Here is a 15870-nt window from a genome sequence, read left to right as displayed (position 1 = left end):
TTGACGAATTTCCTGCGAAAAGGGCCGCTGTTTGCCTTTGTCCTCGCGACAATCCTGACGCTGTGCGCGGCATCCTCGGCCTTCGCCGTCGAACCGATCAAGATTGCCCGCGACGACGTCGCGCTCGACCTTTCGGGCGCCGTCGAAATCTACCGAAACCAGGGCGAGAATTTCCAGGTGTCGACCGCTCCTGGGCCGGACGGCATCGTGCGGCGCATCGAAGTCGAGGCCAATGATGCGCGCTCGACCGGCGACTGGGCGGTGTTCGCGCTGGCCAACACCACCGACCAGCAGCTCGACCGGCTGATCGTCGCGCCGCATTTCCGGCTGGTGAATTCCGGCATCTTCTGGCCCGATCTTGGCTCGACCCGCATCGCCGCCATCACGCCCAGCGAGGGCTTCGCGCTCGACCGCCAGACCAGCCCCGACGCCGACGTGTTCCGCGTGACGCTGAATCCGGGCACGGTGATCACCTTCATCGCCGAACTGGCTTCGCCGAAACTGCCGCAGGTCTATTTGTGGGACCCGGAATCCTACAAGGACTCGGTCAATTCCTACACGCTGTTTCGCGGCATCGTCATCGGCATCGCCGGCCTGCTGGCGCTGTTCCTGACCATCCTTTTCGTGGTCAAGGGAACCTCGATGTTCCCGGCGACCGCGGCGCTCGCCTGGGCGGTGCTGGCCTATATCTGCGTCGATTTCGGCTTCCTCAACAAGATCATCGAGATCTCGCCCGGCAACGAGCAGATGTGGCGAGCGGGAACGGAGGTGGCGCTGGCGGGGACCTTCGTGGTGTTCCTTTTCGCCTATCTCAACCTCAACCGATGGCACGGCCATTTCAGCTATGGTGCGCTGGTCTGGATCCTTGGACTGCTGCTGATCGCCGGCGTCGCCATCGTCGATCCTGCGGTCGCCGCCGGCATCGCCAGGCTGTCCTTCGCCGCCACCGCGCTGACCGGGCTCGGCCTGATCATCTTCCTCGGCATACGCGGCTACGACCGCGCCATCATGCTGGTGCCCAGTTGGGTCATGGTGCTGTTGTGGCTGTGCGGGTCGTGGATGGCGATCACCGGCATGCTCGACAACGACATCGCCCAGCCGGCATTGGGCGGCGGGCTGATCCTGATCATCCTTCTGATCGGCTTCACCGTCATGCAGCACGCCTTTGCCGGCGGCGCGCTGCACCAGGGCCTGTTCTCCGACCTCGAGCGGCAGGCACTGGCAGTGGCCGGATCGGGCGATACGGTGTGGGATTGGGACGTGCTGCGCGACCGCGTCGTCACCAAGCCCGATGTCAGCATCCAGCTCGGCCTGGCGCCAAACAGCCTTGGCGGTGCCGCGCGCAACTGGCTGCCGGTGCTGCATGCCGACGACCGCGACACCTTCCGCACGACGCTCGACGTGGTGCTGGAGCACCGGCGCGGCCGGGTGTCGCAGAACTTCCGCCTGCGTGGTGCCGACGGCCACTATCACTGGTTCTCGCTGCGCGCGCGGCCGGTGATCGGGTCGGACGGCGAAGTCATTCGCTGCGTCGGCACCATGGTCGACGTCACCGAGCAGAAAAAATCCGAGGAGCGTCTGCTGCACGATGCCGTGCACGACAATTTGACCGGGCTGCCGAACCGCGAACTGTTGATGAACCGGCTGGAAGCGGTCATCTCGATCGCCCGCACCGAAGAAAAAGTGCGCCCGACCGTCTTCGTCATCGACATCGACCGTTTCAAGCAGGTCAATGACGGGCTCGGCATCTCGGCCGGCGACACCATCCTTTTGACCATTGCGCGCCGGCTGCACCGGCTGCTCAAGCCGAAGGATTCGCTGTCGCGTTTTGCCGGCGATCAGTTCGCACTGATGCTGTTGTCCGAACAGGATCCGTCCCGCATCGCCGCCGTCGCCGATGCCATCAAGCATGCCATCAACAACCCGATCACCTTCGCCAAGCGCGAGATCGTGCTGACCGCATCGATCGGACTGATCACCTGGAACTCGACGCAGATGTCAGCCGAGGACATGGTCAAGGACGCCGAGCTTGCCATGCATCAGGCCAAGCGCTTCGGCGGCGACAGGATCGAGCCGTTCCGCCCGGCCTTCCGCACCGTCGGCACCGACAGGCTGCAGTTCGAATCCGATCTGCGCCGCGCCATCGAACGGCGCGAATTCACGCTCGCCTATCAGCCGATCGTGCGGCTGGAGGATGGCAGCGTCGCCGGCTTCGAGGCCTTGCTGCGCTGGGACCATCCGCGTCGCGGCATGATCCCGCCGGCGGATTTCATCCCGGTCGCCGAAAGCTGCGGGCTGATCGTGCAGCTCGGCCTGTTCGCCATGCAGCAGGCGGCCGAGGACCTTGCCGGATGGCAAAAGCAGATCGGCGACGCGCCGCTGTCGGTCTCGGTCAACCTGTCCAGCCGCCAGCTCATCCGCCGCGACCTGGTCAGCGACGTCCGCTCGGTCATCGCACGCGCCAATCTGAAGCCGCGCTGCTTCCGGCTTGAGCTCACCGAATCGCTGGTGATGGATAATCCCGAGCAGACGGCCCATGTGCTGACCAAGCTGAAACAGCTCGGCATCGGCCTGTCGCTGGACGATTTCGGCACCGGCTATTCCTCACTGGCTTATCTGACGCGTTTTCCCTTCGACACGATCAAGATCGACAAGAGCTTTGTCGACGACAACACACCCAAACGCGCGGTGCTGCTCAAATCCATGGTCAACATGGCCCATGAACTCGGACTGTCCGTGGTCGCCGAGGGCATTTCGGACGAACGCGACGCGCTGGAGTTGCGCCAGATGGGCTGCGAATATGTGCAGAGCTTCATGTTCGGCGCGCCGATGCCGGGCGACCAGGTGCTGAAGACGCTGAAAGAGCAGTATCCGCTGACGCAAGCCTGAGACCTCTGTGATGAGGCTCAGGCGTGTCCGGCGGCGAGGCTGAGATGGGCGAGGTCGATGCCGATCGAGGCGAGGATGCGGTCGTACTTGCGCTCAATGTCGGTGTCGAACAGAAGCTCGGCGTTGGCCGGGCAAGTCAGCCAGCCATTCTCGGCGATCTCGGTCTCCAGCTGGCCGGCGCCCCAACCCGAATAGCCGAGCGCCATCAGTGCGTGACGGGGTCCACGGCCAGACGAAATGGCGCGCAATATGTCGACGGTCGCGGTCAGGCAGATGTCGTCCGAAACGGTCAGCGACGATTCCACCCTGTAGTCGCCCGAATGCAGGACAAAGCCCCGGCTGCGATCAACGGGCCCGCCATTGCGCACGACGAAATCGCGGGCCTGCGCCGGCAGGCGGATCGCTTCCTGTTCGTTCATGATGCCCAGTTGCACGAGCAGATCCGGAAACAGCATCTGCTGTGTCTGGTTGATGATCAGCCCCATCGCGCCTTCATCGCTGTGCGCGCAGACGTAGATGACCGAGCGCGTGAACCGATCGTCCTTCATGCCGGGCATGGCAATCAGGAACTGATCGTCGAGAAAACCGCGGCTGGCGGCTGTCTTCTTGTGGCGCAACAAGTCCATGACAGCAAAGGTAACGCGTTTCCAAAGCGCCGAAAAGATGCACCGTGCGGGATTCGACCAAAGCCTATGTGACCAGGCAGAGCATTCTTCCCTCGAGGTCACGCAAATATGATACCGGCAAGGTCATGAAAACATTGCGCGGCCACGAACGGACGATCAAATCACCGCCATGCAAAGCTTGAAAATCCTGCTGCTCGCCGCTGCCATCGGATCGGCAACCGTTCTTCCCGCCGCCGCTTCATCATCGTCGTGGTACAACAGCGAAGGCGGCAAGGTCCGGCTGGTGACCAGCGGCAAGGCCGATGCCGCCGGCCGCATCCAGGGCATTCTCGACATAGCGCTCAAGCCCGGCTGGAAGACCTACTGGCGTGACCCGGGCGACGCGGGCGTGCCGCCGCAGCTCGACATTTCAGCCAGCACGAATATCGCCGACGCCCAGCTTTCCTTCCCGGCGCCGCAGCGTCATGACGAAGGCTATGGCAAATGGGCAGGCTACGACTATCCGGTTTCGCTGCCGGTCGTGTTCACCCTGTCGGCGGCCAAAGATCCAGCCGTCATCGACGCCGACATCTTTCTCGGCATTTGCGAAACGATCTGCATTCCGGTGCAGACGCGGCTGACCGTCGACCCCGGCTCCGACCCGGACAATGCCGAAGACACGGCGCTGGTGAAGGCGAGCTTCGCGGCGTTGCCCACACCCGCAAGGTCCGATTTCGGCATCAACGTGCTGCCGGGCGACCACGAGACGCTGGTTGTCGAGGCGAGCTTTCCCGGCGATCCGGAGGCGGCGGATTTCTTTGTCGCCGGCGAGCGGGACTACATGTTCGGCACCCCTGCCCGCAGCGAAAAGGACGGCAAGCTGATCTTCACCGTGCCGATCCTCGACCGCCCTTCGACAACGCCGACGGATGGCGGGCTTCACTATACGCTGACAAGTTCGGCCGGTGCCGTCGAAGGGCTTCTGCCATTTCCTTAATGCGCGTCGGATTGAACGGATTCATACGACGCGCTTTAAGGTCCTCTCTTTGTCCATGTCGTTGTCCCAAAACCGCTGCGCACTTTTAGGCGACATGGACTGAAGCCGCCCCTTGACGGTTGCAGAGGGCCGTCGAGTTCGCTACGCAATCACACGACCTCCCCCATTTTCCCAGACGAGGAACTCATGACCATTTCCGTTGGCGACAAGCTGCCTGATGTGACCTTCAAGACGATGACCGCCGACGGCGCGAAGCCGATCACGTCGGCTGAGATTTTCACAGGCAAGAAGGTTGTGCTTTTCGGTGTTCCGGGCGCCTTCACGCCGACCTGCAGCAACAACCATTTGCCCGGCTATCTCGAAAACCATGACGCCATCCTGGCACGCGGCGTCGATACCATCGCCGTCGTTTCGGTCAACGACGTCCACGTCATGGGCGCCTGGGCGCGCTTCACAGGCGGGGAAGGCAAGATCCTGTTCCTCGCCGATGGCAGCGGTGACTTCGCCAAGGCGGTCGGCCTCGACAACGACCTTTCCGCAGCCGGCATGGGACTGCGCTCGAAGCGGTTTTCGATAATCGTCGATGACGGCAAGGTCACCGCGCTCAACGTCGAGACCAAGCCCGGCGTCGACGAGTCCGGCGCGGCTCATATTCTGGGACAGCTCTAGAATATCGGCGACAGCGTCGGGCCAGGGACCGCAAGGCCGCCTCGCCCGACAGCTTTGGGGGGACCGCGACGATGTCTGACATCTTCTGGCGCAGTATCGCGATCGGCATCGGCGCCACGGCGCTGATGGATATCTGGGCGATTTTCCTGAACACGGTGTTTGCCCAGCCCCGACCCAACTGGGGCCTGGTCGGCCGCTGGGTGTGGCATCTCAGGGAAGGCAAGGTCTTCCACGACGATATCGGCGATGCAAAGCCGTACGCGCAGGAAGTGCCGCTGGGCTGGGCCTTTCATTATCTTGTCGGCATCGTCTACGGCATCATCCTGGTCGCGCTGGCGGGAACGGCATGGCTGGCGGCGCCGACCTTCCTGCCAGCCTTCATCCTCGGCATCGTCACCGTCGGTGCCGGCTGGTTCCTGCTGGCGCCCGGCATGGGTGCCGGCTGGGCCGCCTCGAAACGCCCCAAACCGATGCAGATCCGCGCCCTCAACCTCGTGTCGCACACGGTGTTCGCGCTCGGGCTTTACGGCACGGCGCTGCTGATCCGCTGAACCGAAGTTAATCGTCGCGACGCTGCACCGGTGCGTCGATCGGCTGCCATCCGTGGACAAGGCGGCGTGCGCCGACATCGTAGGCAAAGTGGTTGCCGCCGCCCGCCGGCTGATCCGCGTCGCGGCTGATTTGTCGACCGCTGAGGGCGAGCAGCAGCAGCGTTCCGACGCCGCCATGGCCCACGAAGGCAATGTCGCCCGCGTCGGCGGCGCCGAGAACAGCGTCGACCTCGCTCACGATGCGATGCTGGGCATCGATGGCCCGTTCCCATCCGCGAATGCTGTCATGAGGGTTGGCGAAGAACTGGTGCGCGACCGCTTCGAACTCCGGTGGCGGCAAGAACCCCGTCGCCGAGCGGTCATTCTCATGCATCCTTTCCCTCACCTCGGTGGCAAGACCGAGATGCGTCGCAAGGATTTCGGCGGTTTCCAGCGCCTTGCGTTCAGCCGACGACACGATGCGCCGGATCGACCCAACCCAGGGCTGGTCGAGCATCGCAACCGCTCTCGCCCGTCCAATGTCGGATAGCCCCCATTCCGGCACGGGAATGTTGGCATCGACCTGAACCTGGGGATGGGTGACATAGTGGAGGATCGGCATGATCGAGGCTCCCTGCCTGAGAGTGCTGACCTGCTCCTGAGTTCAATAACTCTGGGTCGAACGCCGCGCCTTCGCTGCTACCGGCTGTTTTGCCTGCGCAGCTGGCTTCGGCGCTGCAGCGGGCTTGACCGGGCCTTTCTTGAACGGCGCCATGCCCTCGCGCGCGAGTTCGTCGGCGCGCTCGTTCTCGGCATGGCCGGCGTGGCCCTTGACCCAGTTCCAGGTCACCCTGTGACGCCTGTTGGCCTCATCCAGCGCCTGCCAGAGCTCACCGTTCTTGACCGGCTTCTTGTCGGCGGTCTTCCAGCCGTTCTTCTTCCAGCCGTGGATCCACTTGGAAATGCCATCCATGACGTATTTGCTGTCGGTATGAAGGTCGACCGTGCAGGGTTCCTTCAACGCATTCAGCGCCGAGATGGCGGCGAGAAGCTCCATGCGATTGTTGGTGGTCTCCGCCTCGCCGCCGGAAAGCTCCTTGGTGGTGCCGTTGAAGCGCAGGATGGCGCCCCAGCCACCAGGGCCGGGATTGCCCGAACAGGCGCCGTCGGTGAAGATCTCAACGTGTTTGCTCATGCCAATCCATATTCCGAAGGAGACCTGATCGCCCGATGGAATCGCATCCTGCGGATATATTCGGTCGGATCGCGTTTCATCACCAGCCCGCCATTTGGAACGGTCAACCAGTCGTAGAGCCGGGTCAGCATGAAGCGTAGCGCAGAGCCGCGCGCCAGCATCGGCAGCGCCGCCTTTTCCTGGTCGCTCAGGGGACGCACGCTCTGATAGCCGGCCAGCAATGCCTTGCCCTTGGTCAGGTTGAAGGAAAAATCCTTCTCGAAGCACCAGGCGTTGAGGCAGGTGGCGACATCGTAGGCGTAGAGGTCGTCGCAGGCGAAATAGAAGTCGATCAGGCCGGAAAGCTTCTCGCCGAGAAAGAAGACATTGTCCGGGAAAAGATCGGCATGGATGATGCCTTGGGGAAGGTCCTTCGGCCAGTTCCGCTCGAAGTCGGCGAAGTCGGCATCAACCTCGGCCGCAAGGCCCGGCTCAACCTCGTTGGCGCGGTCGCGGGCGGCGTTCCAAAGCTTGCGCCAGCCATCGATGGCGAGCGCGTTCGGGCGCGTCATCGAGAAATCGGCTCCGGCCAGATGCAGGGCCGCCAGGGCCTTGCCGACCTCGCCGCAGTGCGTCGATGTCGGCCGCCGTAGCGAGAGCCCTTCGAGGAAGGTGATGATGACCGCCGGCCGGCCGGCGAGCGTGCCGATGACGCTGCCGTCATGCGCGGTCACCGGCAGCGGGCAAGTGACGCCCTTTTTGGCCAGATGACCCATCAGCCCGAGGAAAAACGGCAGATCCGCCTTGTCGACGCGCTTTTCATAGAGCGTCAGGATGTACGAGCCGCTGGAGGTGTGCAGCAGGAAGTTCGAGTTCTCGGTGCCTTCGGCGATGCCCTTGTAGGACAGGAGATTACCGACCGGATAGTGCTTCAGGAATGCGCCGAGTTCGCCTTCGGCAACGTCGGTATAGACCGCCATATGCCTTACGCGGCTCCATTGACGAAAGCCATGTCGGCTCGCGTCAGTTCGACATCGCGCAGTACCCGCATGACCGGAAAATCCTCCGTTTCCGTGGCCGTGACGGCCAGGTCGATCGTGACGTCGAAGCGCTGGCGAAACGCGTCGATGATCTCGTCGACGATGATCTCCGGCGCCGACGCTCCAGCCGACAGGCCAAGCGTCGAGATGCCGGCGATGTCATTCCACGGAATCTCGGCGGCGCGCTGTACGAGAAGCGACATCGAGGCGCCGGCACGCTCCGCCACCTCGACAAGACGCCGCGAATTGGAAGAATTGGGCGCGCCGACGATCAGATAGAGATCAGCGCCGGCGGCGGTTTCCTTGACCGCCTCCTGGCGGTTGGTGGTGGCGTAGCAGATCGATTCCGCCGCCGGGGCATGCAATTGCGGAAAGCGATCCTGCAAGGCGCGGATGATGCCGGCGGTGTCCTCGACCGACAACGTGGTCTGGGTAACGAAGCCGAGCGCCTGCGGATCGGCAGGCGCAAGCTTCGCGGCATCAGCCTCGGTCTCGATCAGCGTCACCGCGCCGTCCGGCAGCTGGCCCATGGTGCCGATCACCTCCGGGTGTCCGGCATGGCCGATCAGCAGCACATGGCGGCCAAGCCGCTGGTGGCGCATCGCCTGCTTGTGGACCTTCGAGACCAGCGGGCACGTGGCGTCGAGATAGAAGAGGTTGCGTGCCTGCGCGTCTGCCGGCACCGATTTCGGCACGCCATGGGCCGAGAACACGACCGGGCTCTGCCGATGCTCGGCGGGGATCTCGGAGAGCTCTTCAATGAAGACGGCGCCAAGGCTTTGCAGTCCCTCGACCACGTAGCGATTGTGAACGATCTCATGGCGAACATAGACCGGCGCGCCATATTTCTTCAGCGCCAGCACGACAATCTGGATGGCGCGGTCGACGCCGGCGCAAAAACCACGCGGCTGGCAGAGCCGGATCGTCAGGGGGGGCTTGGTGGTTGTCTGAAGCATTAAATCCTGGCCGGTTGATCAAAGCCGAAATGAGGTGCCTACCCCTGCCCTGTCAAGTGCATCGGTAGAAAGGGGGGCGGCGGTCGCCTTCATTCTTCTTTCGCGGGACGGCGAAGCCGAAGGATGAGCACGGCGGCGAGTGCAGCGGCAAGGCCATACCAGGTCATCGCATATTGCAGATGGCTGTTCGGCAGATCGATGATGGTGACGCCACCGACCGGCAAGCCGCCCGGATTCGGCGTCTTGTCAGCGTCGATGAAGATCGGCACCAGCGTTGCCCGCGCCGGCAGCCCGGCGCTCGCCGCCATCGCGTCGCGGTCCTTCCAGTAGAAGATGTTCTTCGCCACGTCGTTGTCGGGAAGCATCATCGACGGCTTTGCCGGCAGCGGATTGCGGGCGAGGCCGGTGACCGTCACCTTGCCCGTCATCTGCCCCTTCGCGCGCTTGGCGGCATCCTTGAGATCGTAAGGCACGAAGCCGCGATTGATCAGCACGAAGCGGCCATCGTCGAGGGCCAGCGGCGTATAGACGTTGAAGCCGGCTTCGCCTTCCCAGGTGGCGTAGAAATGCCGTTCGCCGGAATGCAGAAAGGTGCCGCTGACGGTCACCGGCGTATAGTCGACGTCCCCGGTGGCGGCGAATTCTCTTTCGACCTCGGCGAGCGGTTGCGGCGCCGAGTGCGTACGCTGGTCGATGGTCTGCAGAAGGCCTTCCTTCCAGTGCAGACGCTCGACCTGCCAGGTGCCGAGCGCCAACAGGATCGCCAACAGCACCAGGCCAAGGCCAAGCAGCAATGCCGTCCTTGGCCGCGAGCGGCCGCCAGCTCCAATGGATGCCTCGCTCATTCGCCGCGATCCAGCCGGCCCTCGGCCGCCTTGTTGCGGTATTGCAGCGTTAGCAGCACGCCCTTGATCAGCCGAAGCGCCGTGAGGCACAGCGCAACAGCCAGCGGGATCCAAAGCAGCAGATGCAGCCAGAGCGGCGGGCTCAACGTCACTTCGACCCAGAGCGCCAGGCCGACGATGATGAAACCAATGATCAGGATGACGAAGACCGCCGGCCCGTCGCCGGCATCGGCGTAGGAATAGTCGAGGCCGCAATTGGCGCAGCGCTTGCCAACGGTGAGGAAGCCGGAAAACAACCGCCCCTCGCCGCAGCGCGGGCAGCGCCCGTGCAAGCCGGCCGAGATCGGATCGATCGGCGGCCAGATCGCCTTGTCGTCGCTCATTGCTTACCGCTCGATCTCGATCGGCGTCCCATCGGCCACCATTGCCCAGATTTCGTCCATGTCGGAGTCCGTAACCGCAATGCAGCCGTCGGTCCAGTCGACCAATTGAAGCAGCCAGGCCCACCAGCCGAAACCGTTTGGCTGGCCGTGGATCATGATCATGCCTCCCGCATCGATATTGCTTGCCTTCGCTGCGGCCAGATCGTCGGCACTGGGATAGGAGATATGGATCGACTTGTGGGCGATGCTGTTCGGGTTGCGCCAGTCGAGGACATAGCGCCCCTGCGGTGTGCGTTGATCGCCCTCCTGGTGCTTGTGCCCAAGCGGATCGCCGTGCGCCGAAATGAAGAAGGCGGCCACGTCGCCGCGGCCGCCTTTCTTGAAATCCCTGGAGCCTGTTCCATCCCGATTTCTCGGGATGGGGCTCTATCCCTTTGTTTTGCTCAGGTCGAAATCAGTGGGCTTCGATCACCGCGCCGGCCGATCCCCATACATAGATCGCTGAGAACAGGAACAGCCAGACGACGTCGACGAAGTGCCAATACCAGGCGGCCGCCTCGAAACCGAAATGCTGCTTGGGGGTGAAATCACCCTTCATCGCCCTGAGCAGGCAGACCAAGAGGAAGATAGTGCCGATGATGACGTGGAAGCCATGGAAGCCGGTCGCCATGAAGAAGGTGGCGCCGTAGATGGAATCCTTGAAGGCGAACGGAGCATGAATGTACTCGTAGGCCTGCACCATGGTGAACAGCATGCCGAGGCCGACGGTCAGCACCAGGCCGTTGATCAGCCCCTTGCGATCGCCATGGATGAGCGAATGGTGCGCCCAGGTGACCGTGGTGCCCGACAGCAGCAGGATGATGGTGTTGTAGAGCGGCAGGTGGAAAGGATCGAGAACCTCCATGCCCTTCGGCGGCCAGACACCGCCGGTAAACGCGGTGCGGGCGTATTGCTGCACCTCGCCCGGAAACAGGCTGGCGTCGAAGTAGGCCCAGAACCAGGCGACGAAGAACATCACCTCGGAAGCGATGAACATGATCATGCCATAGCGCAGGTGCAGCGACACGACACGCGTGTGATGGCCCTCATGCGCTTCCTTGATCGTGTCCGACCACCAGGCGAACATGGTGTAGAGGACAATCGCAAGGCCGATGAAGAACAGCCACGGATTCGCGATGTTGAAGCCGAAGATCGGGAAGTCGCCGGCCTTGAGATACTGCATCAGGCAGACACCGCCGATTGCGGTCACCAGCGCGCCGATGGACCCCAGGAATGGCCATGGGCTCGGGTCGACGAGATGGTAGTCATGGTGTGGTTTTGCGTGCGCGTCTGCCATATCAACCCCCGAGATTTGCTTCGGTATTCGAAATTGTCTTGCTGCTGCCTTGGACCGGCACTGATGACGCGACCGGCTTGCTCTTCTCGACCGGGAACATCGTATAGGACAGGGTGATTGTCTTCACGTCCTTCAGTTCCGGTACATTCACGATATCGGGATCCACATAGAACACGACAGGCATGTCTAGCGTCTCGCCGGGCTTCAAAGTCGTATCGGTGAAGCAGAAGCACTCGACCTTGTTGAAGTAGGGCCCCGCCAGTTCCGGCTGCACATTGAAGGTGGCGCGGCCGGTAACGGGGCGATCGAACTTGTTGGTGGCCTGATAGTGCGCCTGCACCGTCTCGCCGATTTTCATCGTCATCGACCGGTCGACCGGCTGGAAATCCCAGGGCACGCCGGCGATGTTGGCGTCGAAACGGACAACGATGTCGCGGTCGAGCACCCGGTTCGCGTATTGCTGCGTGGCGCGCCGTGTGGTGCCGCCATAGCCCGTCGCCTGGCAGAACATCTTGTAGAGCGGCACTGCGGCATAGGCCATGCCGATCATGCCGCCGAAGAAGGCAAGGCAGACAAACGCGACGACGCGGTTGGTGTTCTTCCTGCTGGCGGTCACCTGGCTCATTGTGTTCTCACATCGAGCCGGGGTGATGACCGAATTTCACGATCGTCGCGATGTAGAAAATGATCACCAGCACCGCCAGCGCCAGGCCGATGGCGACAGAACGGTTGCGTCTGGCTTTCCTCTGGCGCTCGGTCAGCGTGACCAGCTCGAGCTTTTCTTCGATCATGGTCATGCTCCACCCATGGCAAGCGCGCGCTCGACGATGCTGTCCGCGAGATAGGCAGCGAAGATGGCGAAGAGATAGAGCAGCGAATAGGCAAACAAGGCCTTGGCCGGCTTCATCACGCGGTCGTCGTCGGCCATGCCGAGCACTTTCCACGCGTACCAGACAAAACCCAACCCCAACAGCACGGCGGCCACGCCATAGACCGGCGTGGTGTAGCCCAGGATCCATGGCAACACGCCGACCGGCGCCAGCAGCAGCGCATAGGCAAAGATCTGGCGGCGCGTCGAAGCCTGGCCGGCGACGTTCGGCATCATCGGAATGCCGGCGCGGGCATAGTCCTCGGACTTGAACAGCGCCAGCGCCCAGAAATGCGGCGGTGTCCACAGGAAGATGATCAGGAACAGGACAAAGCTTTCCAGGCTGACGCTTCCGGTTACCGCGGCCCAGCCGATGACAGGCGGAATGGCACCGGCAGCGCCGCCGATGACGATGTTCTGTGGCGTCCAGCGCTTCAGCCACATCGTATAGATGACGGCATAGAAGAAGATCGTGAAGGCCAGCAGCGTCGCCGACAGCCAGTTTACCAGCACGCCGAGCGTCATCACCGACAGAACCGACAGCACCAGCCCGAAACTCAGCGCTTCGCCCGGCCGGATGCGGCCAGCCGGCACCGGACGAGAGGCGGTGCGCGTCATCACCGCGTCGATGTCGGCATCGTACCACATGTTAAGCGCGCCGGACGCCCCGGCGCCGATGGCGATCGACAGGATGGCGATCACCGCCAACAACGGATTGATGGTCACAGGAGCCGCGACCAATCCGACGAAGGCGGTAAACACCACCAGCGACATGACGCGCGGCTTGAGCAGGGCGAAGAAATCGCCCGCCGTCGCTTCCGACATGCGGAAGCCCGCTTCGTCAATGCTGGTTTCGTCGACTAGGGCCATGCGTACTCAAGTCCATCGTTCCGTTTGGCCAAAACCGCCGGCAGGCCGGCGGTTTCGATTCCATGGAGGCTGCCGCCTTACTTGATCTTCGGCAGCTGCTCCCACTGGTGGAAGGGCGGCGGCGAAGGCAGCTGCCATTCCAGTGTCGTGGCGCCTTCGCCCCACGGATTGGCACCGGCGACCCGCTTCTTCTGGAAAGCATCGAACACGCCGTAGAGGAAGATCGCGACACCGACGGCCGAGATATACGAGCCGTAGGACGACACCATGTTCCAGCCGGCAAACGCGTCGGGATAGTCGATGGTGCGGCGCGGCATGCCGGCAAGGCCGAGGAAATGCTGCGGGAAGAAGATCAGGTTGACGCCGACGAAGGTGACCCAGAAATGGGTGTTGGCGATGGCGAAGGAATACATGTAGCCGGTCATCTTCGGGAACCAGTAGTACCAGCCGGCGAAGATGGCGAAGACCGCGCCCAGCGACAGCACGTAGTGGAAGTGCGCGATCACGAAATAGGTGTCGTGCAGCGAGCGGTCGAGACCCGCATTGGCCAGCTGGACGCCGGTGACGCCGCCAATCGTGAACAGGAAGATGAAGCCCAGGGCCCACAGCATTGGCGGCTTCAGCGAAATCGATCCGCCCCACATCGTGGCGATCCAGGAGAAGATCTTCACGCCCGTCGGCACCGCGATGACCATCGTGGCGAAGACGAAGTAGCGCTGCGTGTCGAGCGACAGGCCGGTCGTGTACATGTGGTGGGCCCAGACGATGAAGCCGACCGCGCCGATGGCGACCATCGCGTAGGCCATGCCGAGATAGCCGAACACCGGCTTCTTCGAGAAGGTCGAGACAATATGGCTGATGATGCCGAAGCCCGGCAGGATCAGGATGTAGACTTCAGGGTGACCGAAGAACCAGAACAGGTGCTGGAACAGGATCGGATCGCCGCCGCCGTCGGGCGCGAAGAAGGTCGTGCCAAAGTTGCGGTCGGTCAGGAGCATGGTGATGCCGCCGGCAAGCACCGGGAGCGACAACAGCAGCAGGAAGGCGGTGACCAGCACGGACCAGGCGAACAGCGGCATCTTGTGCATCGTCATGCCCGGCGCGCGCATGTTGAAGATGGTGGTGATGAAGTTAATGGCGCCAAGGATAGACGAGGCACCGGCAATGTGGATCGACAGGATCGCCAGATCCATCGCCGGCCCGGGCTGGCCCGAAGTCGACAGCGGCGGATAAAGCGTCCAGCCGCCACCGACGCCATAGGCGCCAGGCGCGCTCGGCATGAAGGCCGAGGCGATCAGAAGCAGGAAGGCCGGCGGCAGCAGCCAGAACGAGATGTTGTTCATGCGCGGGAAGGCCATGTCAGGCGCGCCGATCATGATCGGCACCATCCAGTTGGCAAAACCGCCGATCAGGGCCGGCATGACCATGAAGAAGATCATGATCAACGCGTGCGCGGTGGCGAAGGCGTTGTACATGCTCTTGCCGCCGTCGATCGCGGCATCGCCGTTCATGCCGTAGACCATCTGCGCGAGGCCGCTGAAAATCTGGATCCCCGGCTCCTGCAACTCCATGCGGATGGCAACTGACAAGGCACCGCCGACGATGCCGGCGAAGATCGCAAAGATCAGATAGAGCGTGCCGATGTCCTTGTGGTTGGTGGAATACACCCACCGGACCCAGCCGTGATACGGCTTGTGGTCGTGGTCGTCGTGAGCTGCAGCGTCTGCCATGTTCCGCTCCGTTCCCTGATCTTTTATTGGCCGCGGCATCAGTTGCCGGCAGCCGCTACCTTGTTCTGGCCGTCGACCTCAGCCATCAGCGCCTTGTTGGCGCCCGGCAGGTTGGTCTTGGCTTCCGCCAGCCAGCTTTTGAATTGCGCGTCGGAGACGACGCGGATGGCGATCGGCATGAAAGCGTGATCCTTGCCGCAGAGCTGCGAGCACTGGCCGTAGTAGAGGCCTTCCTTGTCGGCCTTGAACCAGGTCTCGTTGGTGCGGCCGGGAACCGCATCCATCTTGATGCCGAACGAGGGCATGGCGAAGGAGTGGATCACGTCCGTTGCGGTGACCAGGACGCGGGTCATGGTGTTGACCGGCACAACCATCTCGTTGTCGACGGCGAGCAGGCGCGGATAGATCTTGCGATCTTCCTTGCCGGCAGCTGCCCGGTCGGCTTCCTGCAGGATCGCGGAGTTGAAGGAAATCGTGTTCTCGGTCTGGTATTCGTAGTCCCAGTTCCACTGGTTGCCGGTCGCCTTGACGGTCAGCTTTGCGTCTTCCGGCGGCGTGTATTGCGCGGTCAGCAGCTGGAACGAAGGAATGGCGATGCAGAGCAGGATGACGACCGGGCCGACGGTCCAGATCACCTCGATCAGCGTGTTGTGGCTGGTCTTGGAGGGAACCGGGTTCACGCTCGCGCGGAATTTGAGGATACAATAAGCAAGCAGACACAGCACCAGTATGGTGATCGGGACGATGAACCACATCGTGTAGTTCCCGAACCACTCGATCTGCCGCATCATATCGGTCGCCGGCGCCTGGAAGCCGGTCTCCCAGTCCCTGGGCTGATCGGCATGGGCGGATGCGCCGGCGAAAAACGTGGCAGCGGCACTTGCGCCTGCTAGGAATTTTCTCATCGCCCTCATCGTCTCCCAGTTCCTCGCGGCTGTGCCCACGAGAATATCGAACAATGCCGGGACGGGAATCCCG

Annotated in this window: 17 protein-coding genes and 1 pseudogene; 4 read left to right on the top strand and 14 right to left on the bottom strand. The window is 62.8% G+C overall.

The genetic code is table 11. From position 1 onward, the window contains the following. Positions 1-2889 carry an EAL domain-containing protein gene (locus tag AC0ZT5_RS02235; protein ID WP_477283635.1) on the top strand — a complete coding sequence of 963 codons (2889 nt, stop codon included), beginning with the start codon at positions 1-3 and terminating at the stop codon, positions 2887-2889. A gap of 17 nt (positions 2890-2906) precedes the next feature. On the opposite strand, the gene AC0ZT5_RS02230 is transcribed toward AC0ZT5_RS02235, so the two are convergent. After that, positions 2907-3515: a YqgE/AlgH family protein gene (locus AC0ZT5_RS02230; RefSeq protein WP_091576862.1), complete on the bottom strand. Its 609-nt coding sequence runs from the start codon at positions 3513-3515 to the stop codon at positions 2907-2909. 169 nt (positions 3516-3684) lie between these two features. Between AC0ZT5_RS02230 and AC0ZT5_RS02225 the strand changes: the two genes are divergently transcribed. The 3 genes from AC0ZT5_RS02225 (at position 3685) to AC0ZT5_RS02215 (ending at position 5711) form a co-directional block, all read left to right on the top strand. Beyond that, positions 3685-4491: a protein-disulfide reductase DsbD domain-containing protein gene (locus AC0ZT5_RS02225; protein WP_488495080.1), complete on the top strand. Its 807-nt coding sequence runs from the start codon at positions 3685-3687 to the stop codon at positions 4489-4491. Between the two features lie 186 nt (positions 4492-4677). Further along, entirely contained in the window at positions 4678-5160 is a 483-nt protein-coding gene (locus AC0ZT5_RS02220; protein ID WP_477283639.1) for a peroxiredoxin, read from the top strand. 71 nt (positions 5161-5231) lie between these two features. Further along, positions 5232-5711 carry a DUF2938 domain-containing protein gene (locus AC0ZT5_RS02215; RefSeq protein WP_488495079.1) on the top strand — a complete coding sequence of 160 codons (480 nt, stop codon included), beginning with the start codon at positions 5232-5234 and terminating at the stop codon, positions 5709-5711. A gap of 7 nt (positions 5712-5718) precedes the next feature. Here AC0ZT5_RS02215 and AC0ZT5_RS02210 read toward each other — a convergent pair whose 3' ends face one another. The 13 genes and pseudogenes from AC0ZT5_RS02210 to coxB all read right to left on the bottom strand — a co-directional run bounded on the left by AC0ZT5_RS02210 (position 5719) and on the right by coxB (position 15797). Next, positions 5719-6312 (bottom strand): histidine phosphatase family protein, encoded by a 594-nt coding sequence (locus AC0ZT5_RS02210; protein WP_488495078.1) that lies wholly within the window; start codon positions 6310-6312, stop codon positions 5719-5721. Between the two features lie 42 nt (positions 6313-6354). Then, entirely contained in the window at positions 6355-6885 is a 531-nt protein-coding gene (gene rnhA, locus AC0ZT5_RS02205; RefSeq protein ID WP_488495077.1) for a ribonuclease HI, read from the bottom strand. Next, on the bottom strand, positions 6882-7844 hold the full coding sequence (locus AC0ZT5_RS02200) for a homoserine kinase (protein ID WP_477283643.1): 963 nt from the start codon (positions 7842-7844) through the stop codon (positions 6882-6884). Before AC0ZT5_RS02200 ends, rnhA begins: the two co-directional genes overlap by 4 nt. Positions 7845-7849: 5 nt before the next feature. Continuing rightward, positions 7850-8860 carry a 4-hydroxy-3-methylbut-2-enyl diphosphate reductase gene (ispH, locus tag AC0ZT5_RS02195; RefSeq protein WP_477283645.1) on the bottom strand — a complete coding sequence of 337 codons (1011 nt, stop codon included), beginning with the start codon at positions 8858-8860 and terminating at the stop codon, positions 7850-7852. Between the two features lie 89 nt (positions 8861-8949). After that, positions 8950-9705 carry an SURF1 family protein gene (locus AC0ZT5_RS02190; RefSeq protein WP_488495076.1) on the bottom strand — a complete coding sequence of 252 codons (756 nt, stop codon included), beginning with the start codon at positions 9703-9705 and terminating at the stop codon, positions 8950-8952. After that, complete coding sequence (locus AC0ZT5_RS02185) at positions 9702-10088, bottom strand: DUF983 domain-containing protein (protein WP_488495075.1); 387 nt, start codon at positions 10086-10088, stop codon at positions 9702-9704. The genes AC0ZT5_RS02190 and AC0ZT5_RS02185 overlap by 4 nt, the downstream gene beginning before the upstream one ends. 3 nt (positions 10089-10091) lie before the next feature. Further along, positions 10092-10421 (bottom strand): annotated as a pseudogene (locus tag AC0ZT5_RS02180) (L,D-transpeptidase family protein); the annotation flags it as partial. A gap of 121 nt (positions 10422-10542) precedes the next feature. Continuing rightward, positions 10543-11424: a cytochrome c oxidase subunit 3 gene (locus AC0ZT5_RS02175; RefSeq protein WP_095091935.1), complete on the bottom strand. Its 882-nt coding sequence runs from the start codon at positions 11422-11424 to the stop codon at positions 10543-10545. A gap of 1 nt (position 11425) precedes the next feature. Then, a complete protein-coding gene (locus tag AC0ZT5_RS02170; protein ID WP_095091934.1) occupies positions 11426-12049 on the bottom strand; it encodes a cytochrome c oxidase assembly protein in 624 nt (207 codons plus the stop codon). Between the two features lie 7 nt (positions 12050-12056). Continuing rightward, positions 12057-12215 carry a hypothetical protein gene (locus tag AC0ZT5_RS02165; protein ID WP_095091991.1) on the bottom strand — a complete coding sequence of 53 codons (159 nt, stop codon included), beginning with the start codon at positions 12213-12215 and terminating at the stop codon, positions 12057-12059. Between the two features lie 2 nt (positions 12216-12217). Next, complete coding sequence (locus AC0ZT5_RS02160) at positions 12218-13162, bottom strand: heme o synthase (RefSeq protein ID WP_488495074.1); 945 nt, start codon at positions 13160-13162, stop codon at positions 12218-12220. A gap of 77 nt (positions 13163-13239) precedes the next feature. Next, a complete protein-coding gene (gene ctaD / locus AC0ZT5_RS02155) occupies positions 13240-14892 on the bottom strand; it encodes a cytochrome c oxidase subunit I (protein WP_488495073.1) in 1653 nt (550 codons plus the stop codon). Positions 14893-14930: 38 nt separating this feature from the next. Further along, entirely contained in the window at positions 14931-15797 is an 867-nt protein-coding gene (coxB, locus tag AC0ZT5_RS02150) for a cytochrome c oxidase subunit II (protein WP_477307370.1), read from the bottom strand. Positions 15798-15870 lie beyond the last annotated feature (73 nt).

The sequence above is a fragment of the Mesorhizobium sp. CNPSo 4670 genome (assembly GCF_057784235.1).
Note: the sequence above shows the minus strand (reverse complement) of the source record. Positions and strands in the feature narration are given on the sequence as shown.

Bases quoted from the DNA above. Each gene is read 5' to 3' on its own strand.
- AC0ZT5_RS02200 (WP_477283643.1), bottom strand. From the start codon at position 7,844: ATGGCGGTCTATACCGACGTTGCCGAAGGCGAACTCGGCGCATTCCTG.
- AC0ZT5_RS02170 (WP_095091934.1), bottom strand. From the start codon at position 12,049: ATGAGCCAGGTGACCGCCAGCAGGAAGAACACCAACCGCGTCGTCGCG.
- rnhA (WP_488495077.1), bottom strand. From the start codon at position 6,885: ATGAGCAAACACGTTGAGATCTTCACCGACGGCGCCTGTTCGGGCAAT.
- AC0ZT5_RS02215 (WP_488495079.1), top strand. From the start codon at position 5,232: ATGTCTGACATCTTCTGGCGCAGTATCGCGATCGGCATCGGCGCCACG.
- AC0ZT5_RS02160 (WP_488495074.1), bottom strand. From the start codon at position 13,162: ATGGCCCTAGTCGACGAAACCAGCATTGACGAAGCGGGCTTCCGCATG.
- ctaD (WP_488495073.1), bottom strand. From the start codon at position 14,892: ATGGCAGACGCTGCAGCTCACGACGACCACGACCACAAGCCGTATCAC.
- AC0ZT5_RS02220 (WP_477283639.1), top strand. From the start codon at position 4,678: ATGACCATTTCCGTTGGCGACAAGCTGCCTGATGTGACCTTCAAGACG.
- ispH (WP_477283645.1), bottom strand. From the start codon at position 8,860: ATGCTTCAGACAACCACCAAGCCCCCCCTGACGATCCGGCTCTGCCAG.
- AC0ZT5_RS02225 (WP_488495080.1), top strand. From the start codon at position 3,685: ATGCAAAGCTTGAAAATCCTGCTGCTCGCCGCTGCCATCGGATCGGCA.
- AC0ZT5_RS02210 (WP_488495078.1), bottom strand. From the start codon at position 6,312: ATGCCGATCCTCCACTATGTCACCCATCCCCAGGTTCAGGTCGATGCC.
- AC0ZT5_RS02230 (WP_091576862.1), bottom strand. From the start codon at position 3,515: ATGGACTTGTTGCGCCACAAGAAGACAGCCGCCAGCCGCGGTTTTCTC.
- AC0ZT5_RS02190 (WP_488495076.1), bottom strand. From the start codon at position 9,705: ATGAGCGAGGCATCCATTGGAGCTGGCGGCCGCTCGCGGCCAAGGACG.
- AC0ZT5_RS02165 (WP_095091991.1), bottom strand. From the start codon at position 12,215: ATGATCGAAGAAAAGCTCGAGCTGGTCACGCTGACCGAGCGCCAGAGG.
- AC0ZT5_RS02185 (WP_488495075.1), bottom strand. From the start codon at position 10,088: ATGAGCGACGACAAGGCGATCTGGCCGCCGATCGATCCGATCTCGGCC.
- AC0ZT5_RS02175 (WP_095091935.1), bottom strand. From the start codon at position 11,424: ATGGCAGACGCGCACGCAAAACCACACCATGACTACCATCTCGTCGAC.
- coxB (WP_477307370.1), bottom strand. From the start codon at position 15,797: ATGAGAAAATTCCTAGCAGGCGCAAGTGCCGCTGCCACGTTTTTCGCC.